The organism is Pantoea sp. CCBC3-3-1 (assembly GCF_007981265.1).
GTDB lineage: Bacteria > Pseudomonadota > Gammaproteobacteria > Enterobacterales > Enterobacteriaceae > Erwinia.
On the sequence record NZ_CP034363.1, the window covers coordinates 825,769 to 843,931 of the forward strand.

Genomic DNA, 18,163 nt, shown 5'->3' on the forward strand with positions numbered 1-18,163 from the left:
GTGACAGATCGTAACCTGCGCGACTTACTGGCGCCCTGGGTACCCGGCGCGCCTTCGCTGCCGCTTCGTGAGATGATTCTGGACAGCCGCCTTGCGGCATCCGGCGATCTGTTTGTGGCGATAAAAGGCTTTGCTGCAGATGGTCGTCGTTTTATTCCACAGGCTATTGCTCAGGGCGTATCGGCGATCATCGCTGAAGCCGAGGGCGAAGCGGAAGATGGCGAGATCAAAGCCATGCATGGCGTGCCGGTGATTTACCTGGCACAGCTTTCCCAGCGCCTTTCTGCGCTGGCTGGCCGTTTTTACGATCAGCCCGGCGAGAAGCTGCGTCTGATTGGCGTGACCGGCACCAATGGCAAAACCACCACCACTCAGCTGCTGGCCCAGTGGGGACAGCTGCTGGGCGAAACCGGTGCGGTGATGGGGACCGTAGGCAATGGCCTGTATGGTCATCTCACGCCGGCGGAAAACACCACGGGTTCGGCGGTTGAGGTGCAGCATACCCTGAATTCGCTGGTTTCAGCGGGCGCTACGCTGGCGGCGATGGAAGTTTCTTCCCATGGACTGGTGCAGCACCGCGTTGCCGCACTGCCGTTCGCCGCTGCGGCGTTTACCAATTTGAGCCGCGATCATCTTGATTACCATGGCGATATGGTGAGCTATGAGTCCGCAAAATGGCTGCTGTTTGCTGAACATACAGTTGGACAGTCGATCATTAATGCGGACGATGAAACCGGTCGTCGCTGGCTGAAAAAGCTGCCGGATGCGGTGGCCGTCACCATGGAGAACAACCTGGAGCCGGGCTGCCATGGCCGCTGGCTGCAAGCCACGCAGGTCAGTTATCACGATAACGGCGCGTCGATTCGTTTCGACTCCAGCTGGGGCGGGGGTGAGATCGAAAGCCGTCTGATGGGCGCTTTTAACGTGAGTAACTTGCTGATTGCATTGGGTACGCTGCTGTCGCTGGGCTACCCGCTGGCTGAACTCATTGCAACGGGTCATCAGCTACAGCCGGTGACCGGCAGAATGGAAGTCTTCACGGCGCCAGGCAAACCGACGGTTGTGGTGGACTACGCACATACGCCGGACGCACTGGAAAAAGCGTTGGAAGCGGCCCGGCTTCATTGCCAGGGCACGCTGTGGTGCGTCTTTGGCTGCGGCGGCGATCGTGATAAAGGCAAGCGGCCACTAATGGGCGCGATTGCCGAGCAGTTCTCCGACGTAGTAGTGATTACTGATGACAATCCCCGGAGCGAAGATCCCGCTGCGATCGTCGCTGATATCCTTACTGGCTTACTCGATCCGGGCCGCGCTCGCGTCGTATCCGGCAGAGCAGAGGCGGTAACTAATACCGTCATGCAGGCGAAAGAAGGCGACATTGTGCTGGTGGCAGGCAAAGGCCACGAAGATTACCAGATCGTTGGCAATCGTCGTCTGGACTACTCCGACCGCGACACCGTCGCTCGTTTATTGGGAGTGATGGCATGATAGCTCTTTCTTTACAACAGCTGGCCGAGCTAACGGGCGGCAAACTTTTTGGTAGCGACCTGACGTTTGCTGACGTCACTACCGACACGCGTAAAGTAAGCGCTGGCTGCTTGTTTATCGCGCTGAAAGGCGAGCGTTTCGACGCACACGATCTGGTTGGCGATGCCATTGCCGCCGGTTCGGCAGCTCTATTGGTAAGTAAGCACTTACCCGTTGCTGTGCCGCAGGTCGTTGTTACTGACACTCGCATTGCGCTGGGCCAGCTCGCTGGCTGGGTTCGGCAACAATCGACGGCTCGCGTCGTTGCGCTGACCGGTTCTTCCGGTAAAACCTCGGTAAAAGAGATGACGGCAGCCATTCTGCGTCAGTGTGGTGAAACGCTCTATACCGCAGGCAACCTGAACAATGATATCGGCGTGCCGCTGACGCTGCTGCGCCTGACGGCTAAGCATCAGTATGCGGTTATCGAACTGGGCGCGAACCACCAGGGCGAAATTGCTTACACCACTGAGATCGCCCGACCTGAAACGGCGCTGGTGAATAACCTGGCCGCCGCGCATCTGGAAGGGTTTGGATCGCTGGCAGGCGTGGCAAAAGCCAAAGGCGAGATTTTTCAGGGGCTACCGCTGAACGGTACCGCCATTCTGAATGCCGACAGCAACGACTGGCCGCACTGGCAGCAAACGCTGCACGGTAAAAAAGTCTGGCGTTTTTCGCCTCAGCCACAGGCCGAAAGCGATTTCTCTGCTACCGATATTCAGATTACCAGCACGGGTACGCATTTCGCGATGACCACCCCTGCGGGCACCATCCCGGTTCAGCTGCCGCTGCCTGGCCGCCACAATATTGCCAACGCGCTGGCCGCCGCCGCGCTGGCGTTGTCGGTAGATGCGCCGCTTAGCGCCATCCAGCAGGGACTGGCCACGCTGACCGCCGTTCCCGGACGTCTTTTCCCGATTCTGCTCGCTCAGGACAAATTACTGCTTGATGACAGCTACAACGCCAACGTGGGTTCAATGACCGCTGCCGCTCAGGTTCTGGCAGAAATGCCCGGCTATCGCGTGATGGTTGTCGGTGATATGGCTGAACTGGGCGACGAAGCGCAGGAGTGCCACCGCGAGGTGGGCGAAGCGGCTCGTCTGGCAGGGATCGATAAAGTGCTGAGCGTCGGCTCACTGAGCAAAATCATCAGCGATGCCAGCGGGACGGGCGAACACTTTACTGACAAGGCCGCTGTCACTGCGCGTCTGAAAGCGCTGCTAAATGAGCAGCCGGTTATTACCGTTTTAATCAAAGGTTCACGTAGTGCCGCCATGGAGCAGGTAGTACAGAGCTTACAGGAGAAAGGAACATGTTAGTCTGGCTGGCCGAACACCTGGTCACTTTTTATTCGGGCTTTAACGTCTTTTCTTATCTGACGTTCCGCGCCATTGTCAGCCTGCTGACGGCGCTGTTTATCTCGCTGTGGATGGGGCCGCGTATGATTGCCCGCCTGCAGGAAATGTCTTTTGGTCAGGTTGTGCGTAACGATGGCCCGGAGTCGCACTTCAGCAAGCGCGGGACGCCGACGATGGGCGGGATAATGATCCTGTTTTCCATCACGGTCTCCGTACTGATGTGGGCTTATCCGACCAACCCCTATGTCTGGTGCGTGTTGGTGGTGCTGGTGGGCTTTGGCATCATCGGCTTCGTCGATGATTATCGCAAAGTGGTGCGTAAAGATACCAAAGGTCTGATCGCCCGCTGGAAGTATTTCTGGATGTCGGTGATCTCGCTGGGCGTTGCCTTTGCCTTATACATTGCCGGCAAAGGGACACCTGCCACCGAGCTGGTGGTGCCGTTCTTTAAAGACGTTATGCCACAGCTGGGTCTGTTCTACGTCGTGCTCGCTTACTTTGTGATTGTGGGAACCGGCAACGCCGTGAACCTGACCGATGGTCTGGACGGGCTGGCGATTATGCCTACGGTGTTTGTTGCGGCCGGTTTTGCACTGGTTGCCTGGGCAACCGGTAACGTTAAGTTTGCTGAATACCTGCATATTCCTTATCTGCGCCACGCTGGCGAACTGGTCATTGTCTGCACCGCGATTGTCGGCGCTGGGCTGGGTTTCTTATGGTTCAACACCTATCCGGCGCAGGTTTTTATGGGCGATGTCGGATCGCTGGCGCTGGGCGGCGCGCTGGGTACGATTGCCGTACTGCTGCGACAGGAATTTTTGCTGGTGATTATGGGCGGCGTATTTGTGGTGGAAACCCTGTCGGTGATCCTACAGGTCGGCTCCTTTAAGCTGCGCGGTCAGCGCATCTTCCGCATGGCGCCTATCCATCACCATTACGAACTGAAAGGCTGGCCGGAACCACGCGTCATCGTGCGCTTCTGGATTATTTCACTGATGCTGGTGCTGATTGGCCTGGCAACGTTGAAGGTACGGTGATGAAGGTTAACTACCAGGGCAAAAAAGTTGTCATTATCGGGCTGGGCCTGACTGGCCTTTCCTGCGTTGATTTCTTTCTGGCGCGTGGCGTAACGCCGCGCGTGATGGATACCCGCATCGCGCCGCCAGGCCTGGACCAGCTGGCGGAAAACGTTGAGCGCTGGTTAGGTTCGCTGAATGACAGCTGGCTGCTGGATGCTGACCTAATCGTCGCCAGTCCCGGCATGGCACTCAGCCATTTGTCGCTGATGGAAGCCGCTGAAGCCGGCGTGGAAATTGTTGGCGACATTGAGCTTTTCTGTCGTGAAGCACAGGCGCCGATTGTCGCCATCACCGGTTCGAACGGAAAAAGCACCGTTACTACGTTAGTCGGTGAGATGGCAAAAGCCGCAGGCTGGCAGGTTGGCGTAGGCGGCAATATTGGTTTGCCCGCCCTGATGCTGCTGGACAAGCCCGCCCAGCTCTACGTGCTGGAGCTGTCCAGCTTTCAGCTGGAGACCACCAGCAGCCTGAAAGCGGCGGCTGCGACCATTCTCAACGTCACTGAAGATCATATGGATCGTTATCCATTGGGTATGCAGCAGTATCGCGCAGCTAAACTGCGCGTTTACGAACAGGCTGGAGTCTGTGTCGTCAATGCTGATGATGCGATGACCATGCCGGTTCGCGGTGCGGATAAGCGCTGCATCAGTTTTGGCGTAGACGTCGGTGATTATCACCTCAACCGCCAGCAGGGCAGCGTCTGGCTACGTGTAAAAGGCGAGAAAGTTTTAAACACCGACGAAATGATGCTGGTTGGCCAGCACAACTATACCAACGCGCTGGCGGCGCTTGCGCTGGCTGATGCCGTGGGCCTGCCACGCAGCAGCAGCCTGAAAGCGCTGACAACGTTTACCGGGCTGGCACACCGTTTCCAGCTGGCTTATGAACACAATGGCGTGCGCTGGATCAATGATTCTAAAGCGACCAACGTCGGCAGTACTGAAGCGGCGCTCAACGGTTTGCAGGTTAAGGGAACGCTTTGGCTGCTGTTAGGCGGTGATGGAAAATCGGCGGACTTCAGTTCGCTGGCGAGCTATCTGCAAGGCGACAAGGTACGGATTTACTGCTTTGGCCGCGATGCTGCGGGTCTGGCTGCGCTGCGTCCTGAAATCGCGGTGCAAACGGAAACGCTGGCTGAAGCGATGAAGCAAATTGCGGTTCAGGTACAGCCAGGCGATATGGTGCTGCTGTCACCAGCCTGCGCCAGCCTCGATCAGTTCAGAAATTTTGAGCAGCGCGGTGACGCCTTTACTCAACTGGCGAAGGAGCTTGGCTGATGCGTATTCCTGGTTTAAGCATTGCCAGCTGGCTTTCTGAACGCCTGAAAGAGTGGGTGATGGGCGCACGTGAAAGCGATGCCAGCTCAATGGTGCTTTATGACCGCACGCTGCTCTGGCTGACCATCGGTCTTGCCATCATCGGTTTTGTCATGGTGACGTCGGCATCCATGCCGGTGGGCCAGCGTTTATCGGACGACCCCTTCTTCTTTGCCAAGCGTGATGCGTTTTATCTGGTGCTCGCCTTCGGGATGGGGCTGGTAACGCTGCGTGTCCCCATGGACTTCTGGCAGCGCTACAGCAACATCATGCTGCTGGTGACGGTGGTGATGCTGCTGATCGTTCTGGTGGTCGGCAGCTCGGTCAACGGTGCGTCGCGCTGGATCGCGCTGGGGCCGCTACGTATACAGCCTGCGGAGCTGTCCAAGCTGTCGCTGTTTTGCTATCTGGCCAGCTACCTGGTGCGCAAAGTTGACGAGGTCCGAAACAATTTTTGGGGCTTCTGTAAGCCAATGGGCGTGATGGTTGTCCTGGCGGTACTGCTGCTGGCACAGCCCGATCTCGGTACGGTGGTTGTGCTGTTCGTGACGACGCTGGCGATGCTGTTCCTGGCGGGTGCCAAGCTGTGGCAATTTCTGGCAATTATCGGCTCCGGTATTTTTGCCGTATGCCTGCTGATTATTGCTGAACCCTATCGTATGCGCCGCGTCACCTCCTTCTGGAATCCGTGGGAAGATCCGTTTGGCAGCGGTTATCAGCTGACCCAATCTCTGATGGCCTTTGGACGCGGGGAGTTTTGGGGGCAGGGCTTAGGCAATTCGGTACAAAAGCTGGAGTATTTACCGGAAGCGCATACCGATTTTATCTTCTCCATTATTGGAGAAGAACTGGGTTATATCGGTGTGGTTCTGGCGCTGTTAATGGTATTCTTCGTCGCTTTTCGCGCGATGTCCATTGGCCGTCGTGCGCTGGAGCTTGACCAGCGGTTTGCCGGTTTCCTCGGCTGCTCAATTGGCGTCTGGTTCAGCTTCCAGGCATTGGTAAACGTCGGTGCTGCGGCAGGCATGCTGCCCACCAAAGGCCTGACGTTGCCGCTGATCAGCTACGGTGGTTCCAGTTTGATTATTATGTCGACCGCCATCGTATTTTTGTTACGTATTGATTATGAGACGCGTCTGGCAAAAGCACAGGCGTTTACGCGAGGTAGTCGATGAAAGGGAAGCGACTGATGGTCATGGCTGGCGGCACCGGGGGACACGTTTTCCCTGGCCTGGCCGTTGCACACCATCTGATAGCGCAGGGCTGGGAAGTGCGCTGGCTCGGCACGGCGGACCGTATGGAAGCCGACCTGGTACCGAAACACGGTATCGACATCGATTTTATTCGCATTAGCGGCTTACGCGGCAAAGGTCTGAAGGCACTGATTGCTGCACCGCTGCGTATTTTTACCGCCGTGCGTCAGGCTCGCGCCATCATGAAAGCCTACAGGCCTGATGTGGTGCTGGGCATGGGCGGTTATGTTTCCGGGCCTGGTGGCTTAGCGGCCTGGAGCTGTGGCATCCCGGTAGTGCTGCATGAGCAAAACGGTATTGCCGGTCTGACCAACAAATGGCTGGCAAAGATCGCGAAAAAAGTGATGCAGGCTTTCCCCGGTGCGTTCCCAAAGGCAGAAGTGGTGGGCAATCCGGTGAGAACCGACGTGCTGGCGCTACCACTGCCGGAAGCGCGTATGGCGAATCGCACGGGGCCTGTACGTGTGCTGGTTATTGGCGGCTCTCAGGGCGCGCGCATTTTGAATCAAACCATGCCGCAGGTAGCCGCAAAGCTTGGCGACAAGATTACGCTCTGGCACCAGGTGGGTAAGGGCGCGCTGGATAGCGTTAACAGCGCCTACCAGCAGGTTGAACAAACCGGACATAACGTCACCGAGTTTATTGATGATATGGCCGCAGCCTATGCATGGGCAGACGTGATCGTATGCCGTTCCGGCGCGCTGACCGTTAGTGAAGTCGCCGCCGCAGGTTTACCCGCCATCTTTGTACCGTTCCAGCATAAAGATCGCCAACAGTATTGGAACGCGCTGCCGCTGGAAAAAGCGGGCGCGGCAAAAATTTATGAGCAGCCGCAGTTCTCTGCGGACACAGTGGCGCAAACGCTGGCGGCCTGGGATCGGGCTACCTTATTGCAGATGGCCCACAAAGCGCGTGCGGTAGCGGTTCCTGATGCGACCGAGCGTGTGGCGGCAGAAGTCTGTAAAGCGGCGTTATAAACAGAATTTCGTGGGGCGAGATGACTCGCCCGGAACCAGGTGCGACAACGCACCGACAGGCAGAAAAGATGAATACACAACAACTGGCAAAACTGCGTTCTATCGTGCCCGAGATGCGTCGCGTCCGGCACATTCACTTTGTCGGCATCGGTGGTGCTGGCATGGGCGGTATTGCCGAAGTGTTGGCCAATGAAGGCTATGAAATCAGCGGTTCAGATCTGGCACCCAATGCGGTGACACAGCATCTGAGCGGCCTTGGTGCCACCATCTATTTTAACCATCGTCCTGAGAACGTCAGTGACGCCAGCGTTGTGGTTGTCTCCACGGCCGTTTCGCAGGATAACCCGGAGCTTGTTGCGGCGCGTGAAGCCCGTATACCGGTCATTCGCCGTGCTGAGATGCTGGCCGAGCTGATGCGTTTCCGCCACGGTATCGCCGTTGCCGGGACGCACGGTAAAACCACCACCACGGCGATGGTCTCCAGCATTTATGCTGAAGGCGGCCTCGATCCAACGTTCGTAAACGGTGGGCTGGTGAAAGCCGCAGGCACCCATGCGCGTCTGGGCAGCAGCCGTTATCTGATTGCCGAAGCGGATGAAAGCGACGCCTCGTTTTTGCATCTGCAACCGATGGTGGCGATTGTCACCAATATCGAAGCCGACCACATGGATACCTACCAGGGCGACTTTGAAAATCTGAAGCAGACCTTTATCAACTTCCTGCACAACCTGCCGTTTTATGGCCGCGCGGTAATGTGCGTTGATGATGCTGTGATTCGGGAACTGATCCCGCGTGTTGGACGTCAGATAACCACCTATGGTTTTAGTGAAGATGCCGACGTTCGCATTGAGCATTATGAACAGCATGGTGCGCAGGGGCATTTCACCCTGGCCCGCCATGATAAGCCGCTGATGCGCGTCACGCTCAATGCGCCAGGTCGCCATAACGCGCTTAACGCAGCGGCCGCCGTGGCCGTGGCGACGGAAGAAGGCATTGAGGATGAAGAGATCCTCAGCGCGCTGGAAAGTTTCCAGGGAACGGGCCGTCGTTTTGATTTCCTGGGCGAATATCCGTTGCAGGAAGTTAACGGCGTAGCGGGGACAGCGATGCTGGTTGATGACTATGGACATCACCCAACCGAAGTTGATGCAACGATTAAAGCGGCTCGCGCGGGCTGGCCGGATAAGCAGCTGGTGATGATTTTTCAGCCACACCGCTACACGCGCACCCGCGATCTTTATGACGATTTTGCTAACGTGTTGTCACAGGTAGATGTGTTGCTGATGCTGGACGTCTATTCCGCGGGTGAAACGCCCATTCCAGGGGCCGACAGCCGTTCGTTATGTCGCACCATCCGCGGCCGTGGCAAAGTCGATCCTATCCTGGTTTCAGATCACGATGCGGTGCTGGAAATGCTGGCACCAAAACTGACAGGCAACGATTTAATCCTCGTGCAGGGCGCGGGGAATGTTGGGCGCATTGCGCGCAAGCTGGCCGATCAAAAGTTACAACCGCAGACAAAAGAAGGAGTTCATCATGGCTGAGAAAGTAGCGGTATTGCTGGGTGGCACTTCTGCTGAACGCGAAGTGTCGCTGATGTCAGGTAAAGCGGTGCTGGCCGGGCTGATCGAAGCCGGTATTGATGCTCATCCTGTTGATATCCGGGACTTCCCGGTAATGCGTCTGAAAGAAGAAGGCTTTGATAAAGCCTTTATCGCACTGCACGGTCGTGGCGGGGAAGACGGCACGCTTCAGGGCGTACTGGAGTTCCTGTCGGTGCCTTACACCGGTAGCGGCGTAATGGCGTCTGCGATCACCATGGACAAGCTGCGTACCAAATGCCTGTGGCAGGGTTGCGGCTTGCCGGTATCGCCTTACGTTGCCATCACGCGTAAAGAAATGGATGCCGGTCTGAGTGATGACATTCGCGCTCGTATTGCGGCACTGGGCTTACCCGTTTTCGTCAAGCCAAGTTGTGAAGGCTCCAGCGTAGGCATCTCCCGTGTCAATGAAGCTGGCACGCTTCAGGCTGCACTGGTTGAAGCGTTTCGCCATGACGACGAAGTGCTGGTTGAAGCATTTTTGAGCGGTCCGGAATATACCGTAGCGGTAATTGGCGACGATATACTACCTTCTATACGTATTCAGGTCGTTTCTGAGTTCTATGACTATGAAGCAAAATACTTTTCTGACGATACTGAATACTTCTGTCCAAGCGGTTTATCGGCTGAACAGGAAGCTGAACTGCGTGAAATCGTGCTGAAAGCCTGGCGTTCGCTTGGCTGTAGCGGATGGGGGCGTGTTGATTTGATGATGGGCGGTGACGGGCAGTTTTATCTGCTGGAAGTGAATACGTCGCCAGGGATGACCAGCCACAGCCTGGTGCCGATGGCGGCCAAACAAGCCGGAATGAGCTTCTCCCAGCTGGTAGCGCGCATTCTGGAGCTGGCCGACTGATATGTCCCAGGCCGCTCTGAATGTCCGAAATCGTGAAGCGCAGGAAAAAGTGCGCACTGGCACCGGCCGCAGCAATGGTTCGCGGCTGGCAGGCATTCTCTTTCTGCTCATAGTGCTTGGCGTGATGTCTGCAGGTGGTTTCGTGATTGTGAAGTGGATGAATGACGCTTCCCGGCTACCGCTGTCAAGGCTGGTGGTGACAGGGCAAATGCACTACACCACCAACGATGATATTCGTCAGGCTATTTTGTCGCTGGGCGCACCGGGAACGTTTATGTCGCAGGACGTAGACGTTATCCAGCAGCAGATAGAACGCCTGCCGTGGATCCAGCAGGTCAGCGTGCGTAAGCAATGGCCGGATGAATTAAAGATTCATCTGGTTGAATATGTTCCGGTTGCCCGGTGGAATGATCTGCATATGGTTGATGCCAGTGGAAAATCATTTAGCGTACCGGCTAACCATATGGGCAAAGCGTCAATGCCGATGCTCTATGGCCCTGAAGGAAGCGAATCTGAGGTGCTGGCAGGTTTTCACCAGATGAGCGACATGCTGGCCGCCAGTAAATTTAAGTTGAAAGCCGCGTCAATGACCGCAAGACGGTCCTGGCAGCTGGTGTTGGACGATGATGAGCGTCTGGAATTAGGACGCAATGAAGATATGAAGCGACTAAAACGCTTCATCCAGCTTTATCCAACGCTGCAACAGCAGGCGCAGACGGAAAATAAGCGTATCAGTTATGTGGACCTGCGATATGACTCTGGCGCGGCAGTAGGCTGGGCGCCGCCACTCATTCCGACCACTGACGGTAATAAGCAACAGAATCAGGCACAGGTTAAACAACAATGATCAAGGCGACGGACAGAAAACTGGTAGTTGGACTCGAAATCGGCACCGCTAAGGTCGCTGCTTTGGTAGGGGAAATTCTGCCCGATGGCATGGTCAACATCATCGGGGTGGGCAGCTGTCCTTCGCGCGGCATGGATAAAGGCGGCGTAAACGACCTGGAATCCGTCGTAAAGTGCGTACAGCGCGCGATTGACCAGGCAGAACTGATGGCGGATTGCCAGATTTCATCCGTTTACCTTGCATTATCAGGCAAACATATCAGTTGCCAGAACGAAATAGGGATGGTTCCTATTTCGGAAGAAGAAGTGACACAGGAAGATGTGGAAAATGTGGTGCATACCGCTAAATCCGTCCGTGTTCGTGATGAACACCGCATTCTGCACGTTATTCCGCAAGAGTACGCGATTGATTATCAGGAAGGGATCAAAAATCCGGTAGGGTTATCCGGTGTGCGCATGCAGGCGAAAGTGCATTTGATTACCTGCCATAACGATATGGCAAAAAACATCGTAAAAGCCGTTGAACGATGCGGCCTGAAAGTTGACCAACTGATCTTTGCCGGTCTGGCCGCCAGTTTTGCCGTACTGACCGAAGATGAACGTGAGCTGGGCGTTTGCGTCGTGGACGTCGGTGGCGGCACAATGGATATCGCGGTTTATACTGGCGGTGCATTGCGTCACACTAAGGTTATTCCGTATGCGGGTAACGTGGTCACCAGCGATATCGCTTATGCGTTCGGGACGCCGCCAACGGATGCCGAAGCCATTAAAGTGCGTCATGGCTGCGCTTTAGGCTCGATTGTTGGTAAAGACGAAAACGTCGAGGTACCGAGCGTTGGCGGCCGTCCGCCAAGAAGTTTACAGCGTCAGACGCTGGCCGAAGTGATTGAGCCGCGTTACACCGAGCTGCTAAACCTAGTCAACGACGAAATCCTGCAGCTGCAGGAACAGCTGCGCCAGCAGGGTGTGAAGCACCACCTTGCCGCTGGCATTGTCCTGACGGGCGGCGCGGCACAGATTGAAGGTCTGGCGGCCTGCGCCCAGCGTGTGTTCCACACGCAGGTACGCATTGGGCAGCCGCTGAACATTACCGGATTAACGGATTATGCGCAGGAGCCGTATTACTCAACGGCGGTTGGCCTGCTGCATTACGGAAAAGAGTCTCATCTTAACGGTGAGGCGGATGTCGAAAAAAGAGCCTCAGTGGGTAACTGGTTCAAACGAATCAACAGCTGGCTGAGAAAAGAGTTTTAATTTTGAGAAAAGGAGATCATGCTAGGCTTATTTATGATCTCCAGGCGACAGGCACATAACGGAGAGAAATTATGTTTGAACCTATGGAATTAACCAATGACGCGGTGATTAAAGTCATCGGCGTCGGCGGCGGCGGCGGTAACGCCGTAGAGCATATGGTGCGTGAGCGCATCGAAGGCGTTGAATTCTTTGCCGTGAACACTGACGCTCAGGCGCTGCGTAAAACGGCAGTGGGCCAGACTATCCAGATTGGTAACGGCATTACCAAAGGTCTGGGAGCCGGCGCAAATCCGGAAGTGGGTCGCAACTCTGCAGAAGAAGATCGTGAAGCACTGCGTCAGGCGCTGGAAGGCGCGGATATGGTGTTTATCGCAGCCGGCATGGGCGGCGGTACCGGTACCGGTGCAGCGCCAGTGGTTGCTGAAGTGGCAAAAGATTTAGGTATTCTGACCGTTGCTGTCGTCACTAAGCCTTTCAATTTTGAAGGCAAAAAGCGTATGGCTTTCGCGGAGCAGGGTATTGCCGAGCTGTCTAAGCATGTCGACTCACTGATTACTATTCCAAACGACAAGCTGCTGAAAGTTCTGGGCCGCGGCATTTCTTTGCTGGACGCATTTGGTGCAGCTAATGACGTGCTGAAAGGCGCGGTGCAGGGTATTGCCGAACTGATTACGCGTCCAGGCCTGATGAACGTCGACTTTGCTGACGTGCGCACCGTTATGTCCGAAATGGGCTATGCGATGATGGGTTCTGGCGTAGCCTGCGGCGAAGATCGCGCAGAAGAAGCCGCAGAAATGGCTATTTCCAGCCCGCTGCTGGAAGACATCGATCTGTCTGGCGCGCGCGGCGTACTGGTTAACATCACCGCTGGCTTCGATCTGCGTCTGGACGAGTTCGAAACCGTGGGTAACACCATTCGTGCCTTTGCTTCCGACAATGCCACCGTGGTTATCGGTACCTCGCTGGATCCGGAAATGAACGACGAACTGCGTGTAACCGTTGTCGCTACCGGTATTGGTATGGACAAGCGCCCGGAAATCACCCTGGTGACCAACAAGCAGCAGCAGACGCAACCGGCTATCGATCATCGCTACCAGCAGCATGGTATGGCACCGCTGCCACAGGAACAGAAGCCTGCGGCGAAAGTGGTTAACGATCCGGCCACGCAAACAAACAAAGAGCCTGACTATCTGGATATTCCAGCCTTCCTGCGTAAGCAGGCGGACTAAGAATTTCCTGAGAATTAGGATTCTCCGCTCTTTGTGTTAAAATGTTCGCCCGTCAGTGATATACACTGGCGGTCGGATGAGTAATTTTGCGAGATAATGCGATGATCAAACAACGGACATTAAAACGTATTGTTCAGGCGACTGGCGTCGGTTTGCATACCGGCAAAAAAGTCACCCTGACATTACGCCCTGCGCCGGCTAATACCGGGGTCATCTATCGTCGCACTGACTTGAATCCACCGGTTGATTTCCCGGCTGATGCCAAATCCGTGCGTGATACCATGCTCTGTACTTGCCTGGTCAATGAGCATGACGTGCGTATTTCGACAGTCGAACACCTGAACGCAGCTCTGGCTGGCCTCGGCATTGATAATATTGTGGTTGAAGTTAACGCGCCTGAAATTCCTATTATGGATGGCAGCGCCGCTCCCTTTATTTATCTGCTGATGGATGCCGGTATTGAAGAACTGAACTGCGCGAAAAAGTTTGTGCGCATCAAACAACCGGTCCGGGTTGAAGATGGCGACAAATGGGCTGAACTGTCTCCGCACAACGGTTTTACACTGGACTTCACCATTGACTTCAAGCATCCGGCGATTGATTCCAGCTCTCAGCGCTACTGCATGGATTTTTCTGCAGAATCCTTTACGCGTCAGATCAGCCGTGCTCGTACCTTCGGTTTCATGCGTGACATCGAAGCGTTACAGTCACGGGGCCTTTGCCTGGGCGGCAGCTTTGACTGCGCCATCGTGGTCGATGACTATCGCGTGCTGAACGAAGACGGTCTGCGCTTTGAAGATGAGTTTGTTCGCCATAAAATGCTTGATGCTATTGGCGATCTGTTTATGTGTGGTCATAACATCATTGGTGCGTTTACCGCATACAAAGGTGGTCATGCACTGAACAACAAACTGCTCCAGGCCGTGCTGGCTAAGCAGGAAGCCTGGGAATGGGCAACCTTCGAAGACGAAGCTGAGCTGCCGGTGAAATTCAGGGCACCAAACCTGGTTCTGGCATAAGCCAGAGCTATTTATTACGACTGGTTGAGCGGGTACTCTCTCCGGCCAGCGAGGCCAGTCGTTCTATTGTTTGTCTCAGCTTCTCCGGGCTACGGCTCGCCACGCTCCGCAAAATTTCCGCACTCTGTTCGCTAAGCTGACGTCCAGCTGATTTTTCTTCGGCCGCTGACTGACTGCTGCTTTCCTGCGCGCTTTCCTGTGCTTTTGCCGCTAACGTTGGATTTATCCTGATGTCGATTGCCGTCAATGATGGTAGTATTTGCGCTCGTAAAGCTGACAGCAGGCTGGATTGTTCGTAGCGTAAACGCATCATCCAACTGGCATTAGCGGTTTCGAGCACCAGAATGCCCTGGCGAAAATTCGCCACGCGGCACCAGGGATGCAGCTGTGCAGGGAGAACTCCTTTTACTGCACGGTTCAGCTTATTCAGCGCAATGGCGCGTTGCTGAATGGACTGCAGCATGTTCTGGCCTTCGGTAGTTTCGAATAAATATTCTATAGATTGCGGGCGACTATCGCGCATAGCAGGCTCCGGCGGAAAACAGTGGGTATTCTAAATCGTTGGCGACAATTTGGCAGACGTTATTTCTGGCCGCATCTCCTGTTGGGGATGGTCGCGGCGAGTCTCGGCCTGCCTCACGCCTCAAGTGGCGATCGTGCAACCATACCAGAAACCGCCTCCAGAAGCCTCAATATCAGCAGTGTCGTACGCTTTGATGGCCTGGCACTGTTGCAGGAAAGCGCCCGTCGGCCTAATTTTAACGTCGATTACTGGCATCAGCATGCGATCCGCACCGTTATTCGCCATCTTTCTTTCTCACTGACGCCCGCCAGTACTCCAGATATTGAGCAGGCAATGCCGCTTGAAGTCCAGAAGCTGGCGCTGCTCGACACGCTGAATGCATTACTGACGCATGAAGCGAAGCCGCCAACGATTATTCGTCAGACGCAGCAGCGTCAGGTGGCCGCCAAACCTCACCATCAAACCGGCCTCTGGCTGGCCCAGGTTCAGGGCATCCGTGCCGGGCCTGCTTCTCTCGCGTAACCTCTGGCGTTTCATTTTTTAATATCTACGTTTAGGTTTTCACCACATATGTGGTGGCTGAGAGAATATTTTTATTATGTTAATCAAATTATTAACCAAGGTTTTTGGTAGCAGTAACGACCGTACCCTACGCCGCATGCGTAAAGTTGTTGAGCAGATCAACAAGATGGAACCCGATTTCGAAAAGCTCACTGATGAGCAGCTGAAAGCGAAAACCGTTGAGTTCCGTGCTCGCCTGGAAAAAGGTGAAGTGCTGGAAAATCTGATCCCGGAAGCGTTCGCTACGGTGCGTGAGGCGAGTAAACGTGTGTTTGGCATGCGTCACTTTGACGTCCAGCTGCTGGGCGGTATGGTACTGAACGATCGTTGCATCGCTGAAATGCGTACCGGTGAAGGTAAAACCCTGACCGCGACGTTACCCGCCTACCTAAACGCGCTGAGCGGCAAAGGCGTTCACGTTGTCACGGTGAATGATTACCTCGCACAGCGTGATGCGGAAAACAACCGCGGGCTGTTTGAGTTCCTGGGCCTGTCAATCGGCATCAACCTGCCTGGCATGCCTGCACCAGCTAAACGTGAAGCCTATGCGGCAGATATTACCTACGGCACCAACAACGAATATGGCTTTGACTACCTGCGCGACAACATGGCGTTCAGCCCTGAAGATCGCGTCCAGCGTAAGCTGAACTATGCGCTGGTGGATGAAGTTGACTCAATCCTGATCGATGAAGCACGTACGCCGCTGATCATTTCTGGCCCGGCAGAAGACAGCTCGGAGCTTTATATCCGGGTCAACAAAATCATCCCACACCTGATCCGTCAGGAAAAAGAAGATTCCGACACCTTCCAGGGTGAGGGACACTTCTCCGTGGATGAAAAAGCCCGTCAGGTGCATCTTACCGAGCGCGGTCTGGTGGTAATTGAAGAACTGATGGTCAGTGAAGGCATTATGGAAGAGGGCGAGTCGCTCTATTCGCCAGGCAATATCATGATGATGCATCATGTGACGGCTGCACTGCGCGCCCACGTTCTCTTTACTCGTGATGTGGATTACATCGTTAAAGATGGCGAAGTTATCATCGTTGATGAACACACCGGCCGTACTATGCAGGGGCGTCGCTGGTCTGATGGTCTGCATCAGGCGGTAGAAGCCAAAGAAGGCGTGGAAATTCAGAACGAAAACCAGACGCTGGCTTCGATTACCTTCCAGAACTACTTCCGTCTGTATAACAAGCTGGCCGGGATGACAGGTACGGCCGATACGGAAGCCTTTGAATTCAGCTCGATTTACAAGCTTGAAACCATTGTTGTGCCAACCAACCGCCCGATGGTGCGTAAAGATCTGCCGGATCTGGTTTATATGACCGAGAAGGAAAAGATCGATGCGATCATTGAAGATATCCGCGAGCGTACCGCTAACGGTCAGCCGGTACTGGTAGGGACCATCTCAATTGAGAAATCCGAAGTTGTTTCGGAAGAACTGACGCGTGCAGGCATCAAACATGCTGTATTGAACGCCAAGTTCCATGCTCGTGAAGCTGATATCGTTGCTCAGGCTGGTCAGCCTGGCGCGGTAACTATCGCGACTAATATGGCAGGACGTGGTACCGATATCGTGCTGGGCGGTAGCTGGCAGGCTGAAATTGCCGATTTGGCTGAACCGACTCCAGAACAAATTGACGCGATCAAAAGTGCCTGGAAAATTCGCCATGACGCGGTACTGGCTTCGGGCGGTCTGCATATCATTGGTACAGAACGTCATGAGTCGCGTCGTATCGATAACCAGCTGCGTGGCCGTTCTGGTCGTCAGGGTGATAACGGTTCATCGCGTTTCTACCTGTCGATGGAAGATGCGCTGATGCGTATCTTTGCTTCCGATCGCGTCTCCAACATGATGCGTAAACTGGGCATGAAGCCTGGCGAAGCGATTGAGCATCCATGGGTGACGAAGGCTATCGCTAACGCGCAGCGTAAAGTTGAAAGCCGTAACTTTGATATCCGTAAGCAGCTGCTGGAATATGACGATGTGGCTAACGATCAGCGCCGGGCAATTTATACCCAGCGTAACGAGCTGCTGGACGTTTCTGACGTGTCTGAAACCATCGCCAGCATCCGTGATGACGTATTTAAAACGACTATCGATACCTACATTCCGCCGCAGTCTCTGGAAGAGATGTGGGATGTAACTGGCCTGCAGGAACGCCTGAAAAACGATTTCGACCTGGAAATGCCGATTGCAGAATGGCTGGATAAAGAGCCTGAACTGCATGAAGAAACCCTGCGCGAACGTATTATGGAGCAGGCGAGAGAGCAGTATCAGCGTAAAGAAGAAATTGTTGGCATTGAAATGATGCGCAACTTCGAGAAAGGCGTGATGCTGCAAACGCTGGATTCACTGTGGAAAGAGCATCTGGCGGCGATGGATTATCTGCGTCAGGGTATCCATCTGCGTGGCTACGCGCAAAAAGATCCTAAGCAGGAATATAAGCGCGAATCTTTCGCTATGTTCGCAGCTATGCTGGAGTCGCTGAAGTATGAAGTCATCAGCACGCTGAGCAAGGTACAGGTTCGTATGCCGGAAGAAGTGGAAGCGATGGAAGAGCAGCGCCGTGAGGAAGCTGAGCGCCTGGCACAGCAGCAGCAGCTAAGCCATGTCGATACCGAAACGGAAGCCGCGCTGGCGCTGGCTGAGCAAACCGGTGAACGCAAAGTCGGCCGCAACGATCCATGCCCATGTGGCTCGGGTAAAAAATACAAGCAGTGTCACGGTCGTCTGGCGTAACTGCCAGCGTGAGGGTCCGCT

General features: G+C 55.0%; 15 protein-coding genes. 14 read left to right on the plus strand and 1 reads right to left on the minus strand.

Translation table 11 applies throughout. The features are described 5' to 3' along the window. The 12 genes from murE to lpxC all read left to right on the plus strand — a co-directional run bounded on the left by murE (position 1) and on the right by lpxC (position 14,315). Complete coding sequence (murE, locus tag EHV07_RS03705) at positions 1-1,488, plus strand: UDP-N-acetylmuramoyl-L-alanyl-D-glutamate--2,6-diaminopimelate ligase (RefSeq protein ID WP_147195199.1); 1,488 nt, start codon at positions 1-3, stop codon at positions 1,486-1,488. Further along, complete coding sequence (gene murF, locus EHV07_RS03710) at positions 1,485-2,846, plus strand: UDP-N-acetylmuramoyl-tripeptide--D-alanyl-D-alanine ligase (RefSeq protein ID WP_147195203.1); 1,362 nt, start codon at positions 1,485-1,487, stop codon at positions 2,844-2,846. Before murE ends, murF begins: the two co-directional genes overlap by 4 nt. Next, positions 2,840-3,922, plus strand: a complete 1,083-nt coding sequence (mraY, locus tag EHV07_RS03715) for a phospho-N-acetylmuramoyl-pentapeptide-transferase (RefSeq protein ID WP_147195205.1) — start codon at positions 2,840-2,842, stop codon at positions 3,920-3,922. The genes murF and mraY overlap by 7 nt, the downstream gene beginning before the upstream one ends. After that, positions 3,922-5,241: a UDP-N-acetylmuramoyl-L-alanine--D-glutamate ligase gene (gene murD / locus EHV07_RS03720; protein WP_147195207.1), complete on the plus strand. Its 1,320-nt coding sequence runs from the start codon at positions 3,922-3,924 to the stop codon at positions 5,239-5,241. The genes mraY and murD overlap by 1 nt, the downstream gene beginning before the upstream one ends. Continuing rightward, positions 5,241-6,455 carry a cell division protein FtsW gene (ftsW, locus tag EHV07_RS03725; protein WP_147195209.1) on the plus strand — a complete coding sequence of 405 codons (1,215 nt, stop codon included), beginning with the start codon at positions 5,241-5,243 and terminating at the stop codon, positions 6,453-6,455. Before murD ends, ftsW begins: the two co-directional genes overlap by 1 nt. Continuing rightward, positions 6,452-7,510, plus strand: coding sequence for an undecaprenyldiphospho-muramoylpentapeptide beta-N-acetylglucosaminyltransferase (gene murG, locus EHV07_RS03730; RefSeq protein WP_147195211.1), 1,059 nt, complete (start codon positions 6,452-6,454; stop codon positions 7,508-7,510). The genes ftsW and murG overlap by 4 nt, the downstream gene beginning before the upstream one ends. Positions 7,511-7,578: 68 nt before the next feature. Then, on the plus strand, positions 7,579-9,054 hold the full coding sequence (gene murC / locus EHV07_RS03735; RefSeq protein WP_147195213.1) for a UDP-N-acetylmuramate--L-alanine ligase: 1,476 nt from the start codon (positions 7,579-7,581) through the stop codon (positions 9,052-9,054). Beyond that, positions 9,047-9,967: a D-alanine--D-alanine ligase gene (locus tag EHV07_RS03740; RefSeq protein ID WP_147195215.1), complete on the plus strand. Its 921-nt coding sequence runs from the start codon at positions 9,047-9,049 to the stop codon at positions 9,965-9,967. Before murC ends, EHV07_RS03740 begins: the two co-directional genes overlap by 8 nt. 1 nt (position 9,968) lies before the next feature. After that, positions 9,969-10,814, plus strand: a complete 846-nt coding sequence (gene ftsQ, locus EHV07_RS03745) for a cell division protein FtsQ (RefSeq protein ID WP_147195217.1) — start codon at positions 9,969-9,971, stop codon at positions 10,812-10,814. Further along, positions 10,811-12,067: a cell division protein FtsA gene (gene ftsA, locus EHV07_RS03750; RefSeq protein ID WP_147195218.1), complete on the plus strand. Its 1,257-nt coding sequence runs from the start codon at positions 10,811-10,813 to the stop codon at positions 12,065-12,067. The genes ftsQ and ftsA overlap by 4 nt, the downstream gene beginning before the upstream one ends. Positions 12,068-12,138: 71 nt before the next feature. Then, positions 12,139-13,296 (plus strand): cell division protein FtsZ, encoded by a 1,158-nt coding sequence (ftsZ, locus tag EHV07_RS03755; RefSeq protein WP_147195220.1) that lies wholly within the window; start codon positions 12,139-12,141, stop codon positions 13,294-13,296. 101 nt (positions 13,297-13,397) lie between these two features. Then, the gene (gene lpxC / locus EHV07_RS03760; RefSeq protein WP_147195222.1) at positions 13,398-14,315 is read left to right on the plus strand and encodes a UDP-3-O-acyl-N-acetylglucosamine deacetylase; all 918 of its coding nucleotides are present in this window, start codon (positions 13,398-13,400) and stop codon (positions 14,313-14,315) included. 7 nt (positions 14,316-14,322) lie between these two features. Here the strand turns inward: lpxC and EHV07_RS03765 are convergent, their stop codons facing one another. Continuing rightward, a complete protein-coding gene (locus EHV07_RS03765) occupies positions 14,323-14,838 on the minus strand; it encodes a DUF721 domain-containing protein (protein ID WP_147195224.1) in 516 nt (171 codons plus the stop codon). Between the two features lie 21 nt (positions 14,839-14,859). Here EHV07_RS03765 and secM point away from each other — a divergent pair, with 21 nt between their 5' ends. Beyond that, a complete protein-coding gene (gene secM, locus EHV07_RS03770; RefSeq protein ID WP_147195226.1) occupies positions 14,860-15,360 on the plus strand; it encodes a secA translation cis-regulator SecM in 501 nt (166 codons plus the stop codon). 76 nt (positions 15,361-15,436) lie between these two features. After that, a complete protein-coding gene (gene secA / locus EHV07_RS03775; RefSeq protein WP_147195228.1) occupies positions 15,437-18,142 on the plus strand; it encodes a preprotein translocase subunit SecA in 2,706 nt (901 codons plus the stop codon). Positions 18,143-18,163: the final 21 nt, after the last annotated feature.

What these genes read in the sequence shown, in the direction of transcription:
- murF (WP_147195203.1), top strand. Translation starts at nt 1,485, where the DNA reads ATGATAGCTCTTTCTTTACAACAGCTGGCCGAGCTAACGGGCGGCAAA.
- mraY (WP_147195205.1), top strand. Translation starts at nt 2,840, where the DNA reads ATGTTAGTCTGGCTGGCCGAACACCTGGTCACTTTTTATTCGGGCTTT.
- murD (WP_147195207.1), top strand. Translation starts at nt 3,922, where the DNA reads ATGAAGGTTAACTACCAGGGCAAAAAAGTTGTCATTATCGGGCTGGGC.
- ftsW (WP_147195209.1), top strand. Translation starts at nt 5,241, where the DNA reads ATGCGTATTCCTGGTTTAAGCATTGCCAGCTGGCTTTCTGAACGCCTG.
- murG (WP_147195211.1), top strand. Translation starts at nt 6,452, where the DNA reads ATGAAAGGGAAGCGACTGATGGTCATGGCTGGCGGCACCGGGGGACAC.
- murC (WP_147195213.1), top strand. Translation starts at nt 7,579, where the DNA reads ATGAATACACAACAACTGGCAAAACTGCGTTCTATCGTGCCCGAGATG.
- EHV07_RS03740 (WP_147195215.1), top strand. Translation starts at nt 9,047, where the DNA reads ATGGCTGAGAAAGTAGCGGTATTGCTGGGTGGCACTTCTGCTGAACGC.
- ftsQ (WP_147195217.1), top strand. Translation starts at nt 9,969, where the DNA reads ATGTCCCAGGCCGCTCTGAATGTCCGAAATCGTGAAGCGCAGGAAAAA.
- ftsA (WP_147195218.1), top strand. Translation starts at nt 10,811, where the DNA reads ATGATCAAGGCGACGGACAGAAAACTGGTAGTTGGACTCGAAATCGGC.
- ftsZ (WP_147195220.1), top strand. Translation starts at nt 12,139, where the DNA reads ATGTTTGAACCTATGGAATTAACCAATGACGCGGTGATTAAAGTCATC.
- lpxC (WP_147195222.1), top strand. Translation starts at nt 13,398, where the DNA reads ATGATCAAACAACGGACATTAAAACGTATTGTTCAGGCGACTGGCGTC.
- EHV07_RS03765 (WP_147195224.1), bottom strand. Translation starts at nt 14,838, where the DNA reads ATGCGCGATAGTCGCCCGCAATCTATAGAATATTTATTCGAAACTACC.
- secA (WP_147195228.1), top strand. Translation starts at nt 15,437, where the DNA reads ATGTTAATCAAATTATTAACCAAGGTTTTTGGTAGCAGTAACGACCGT.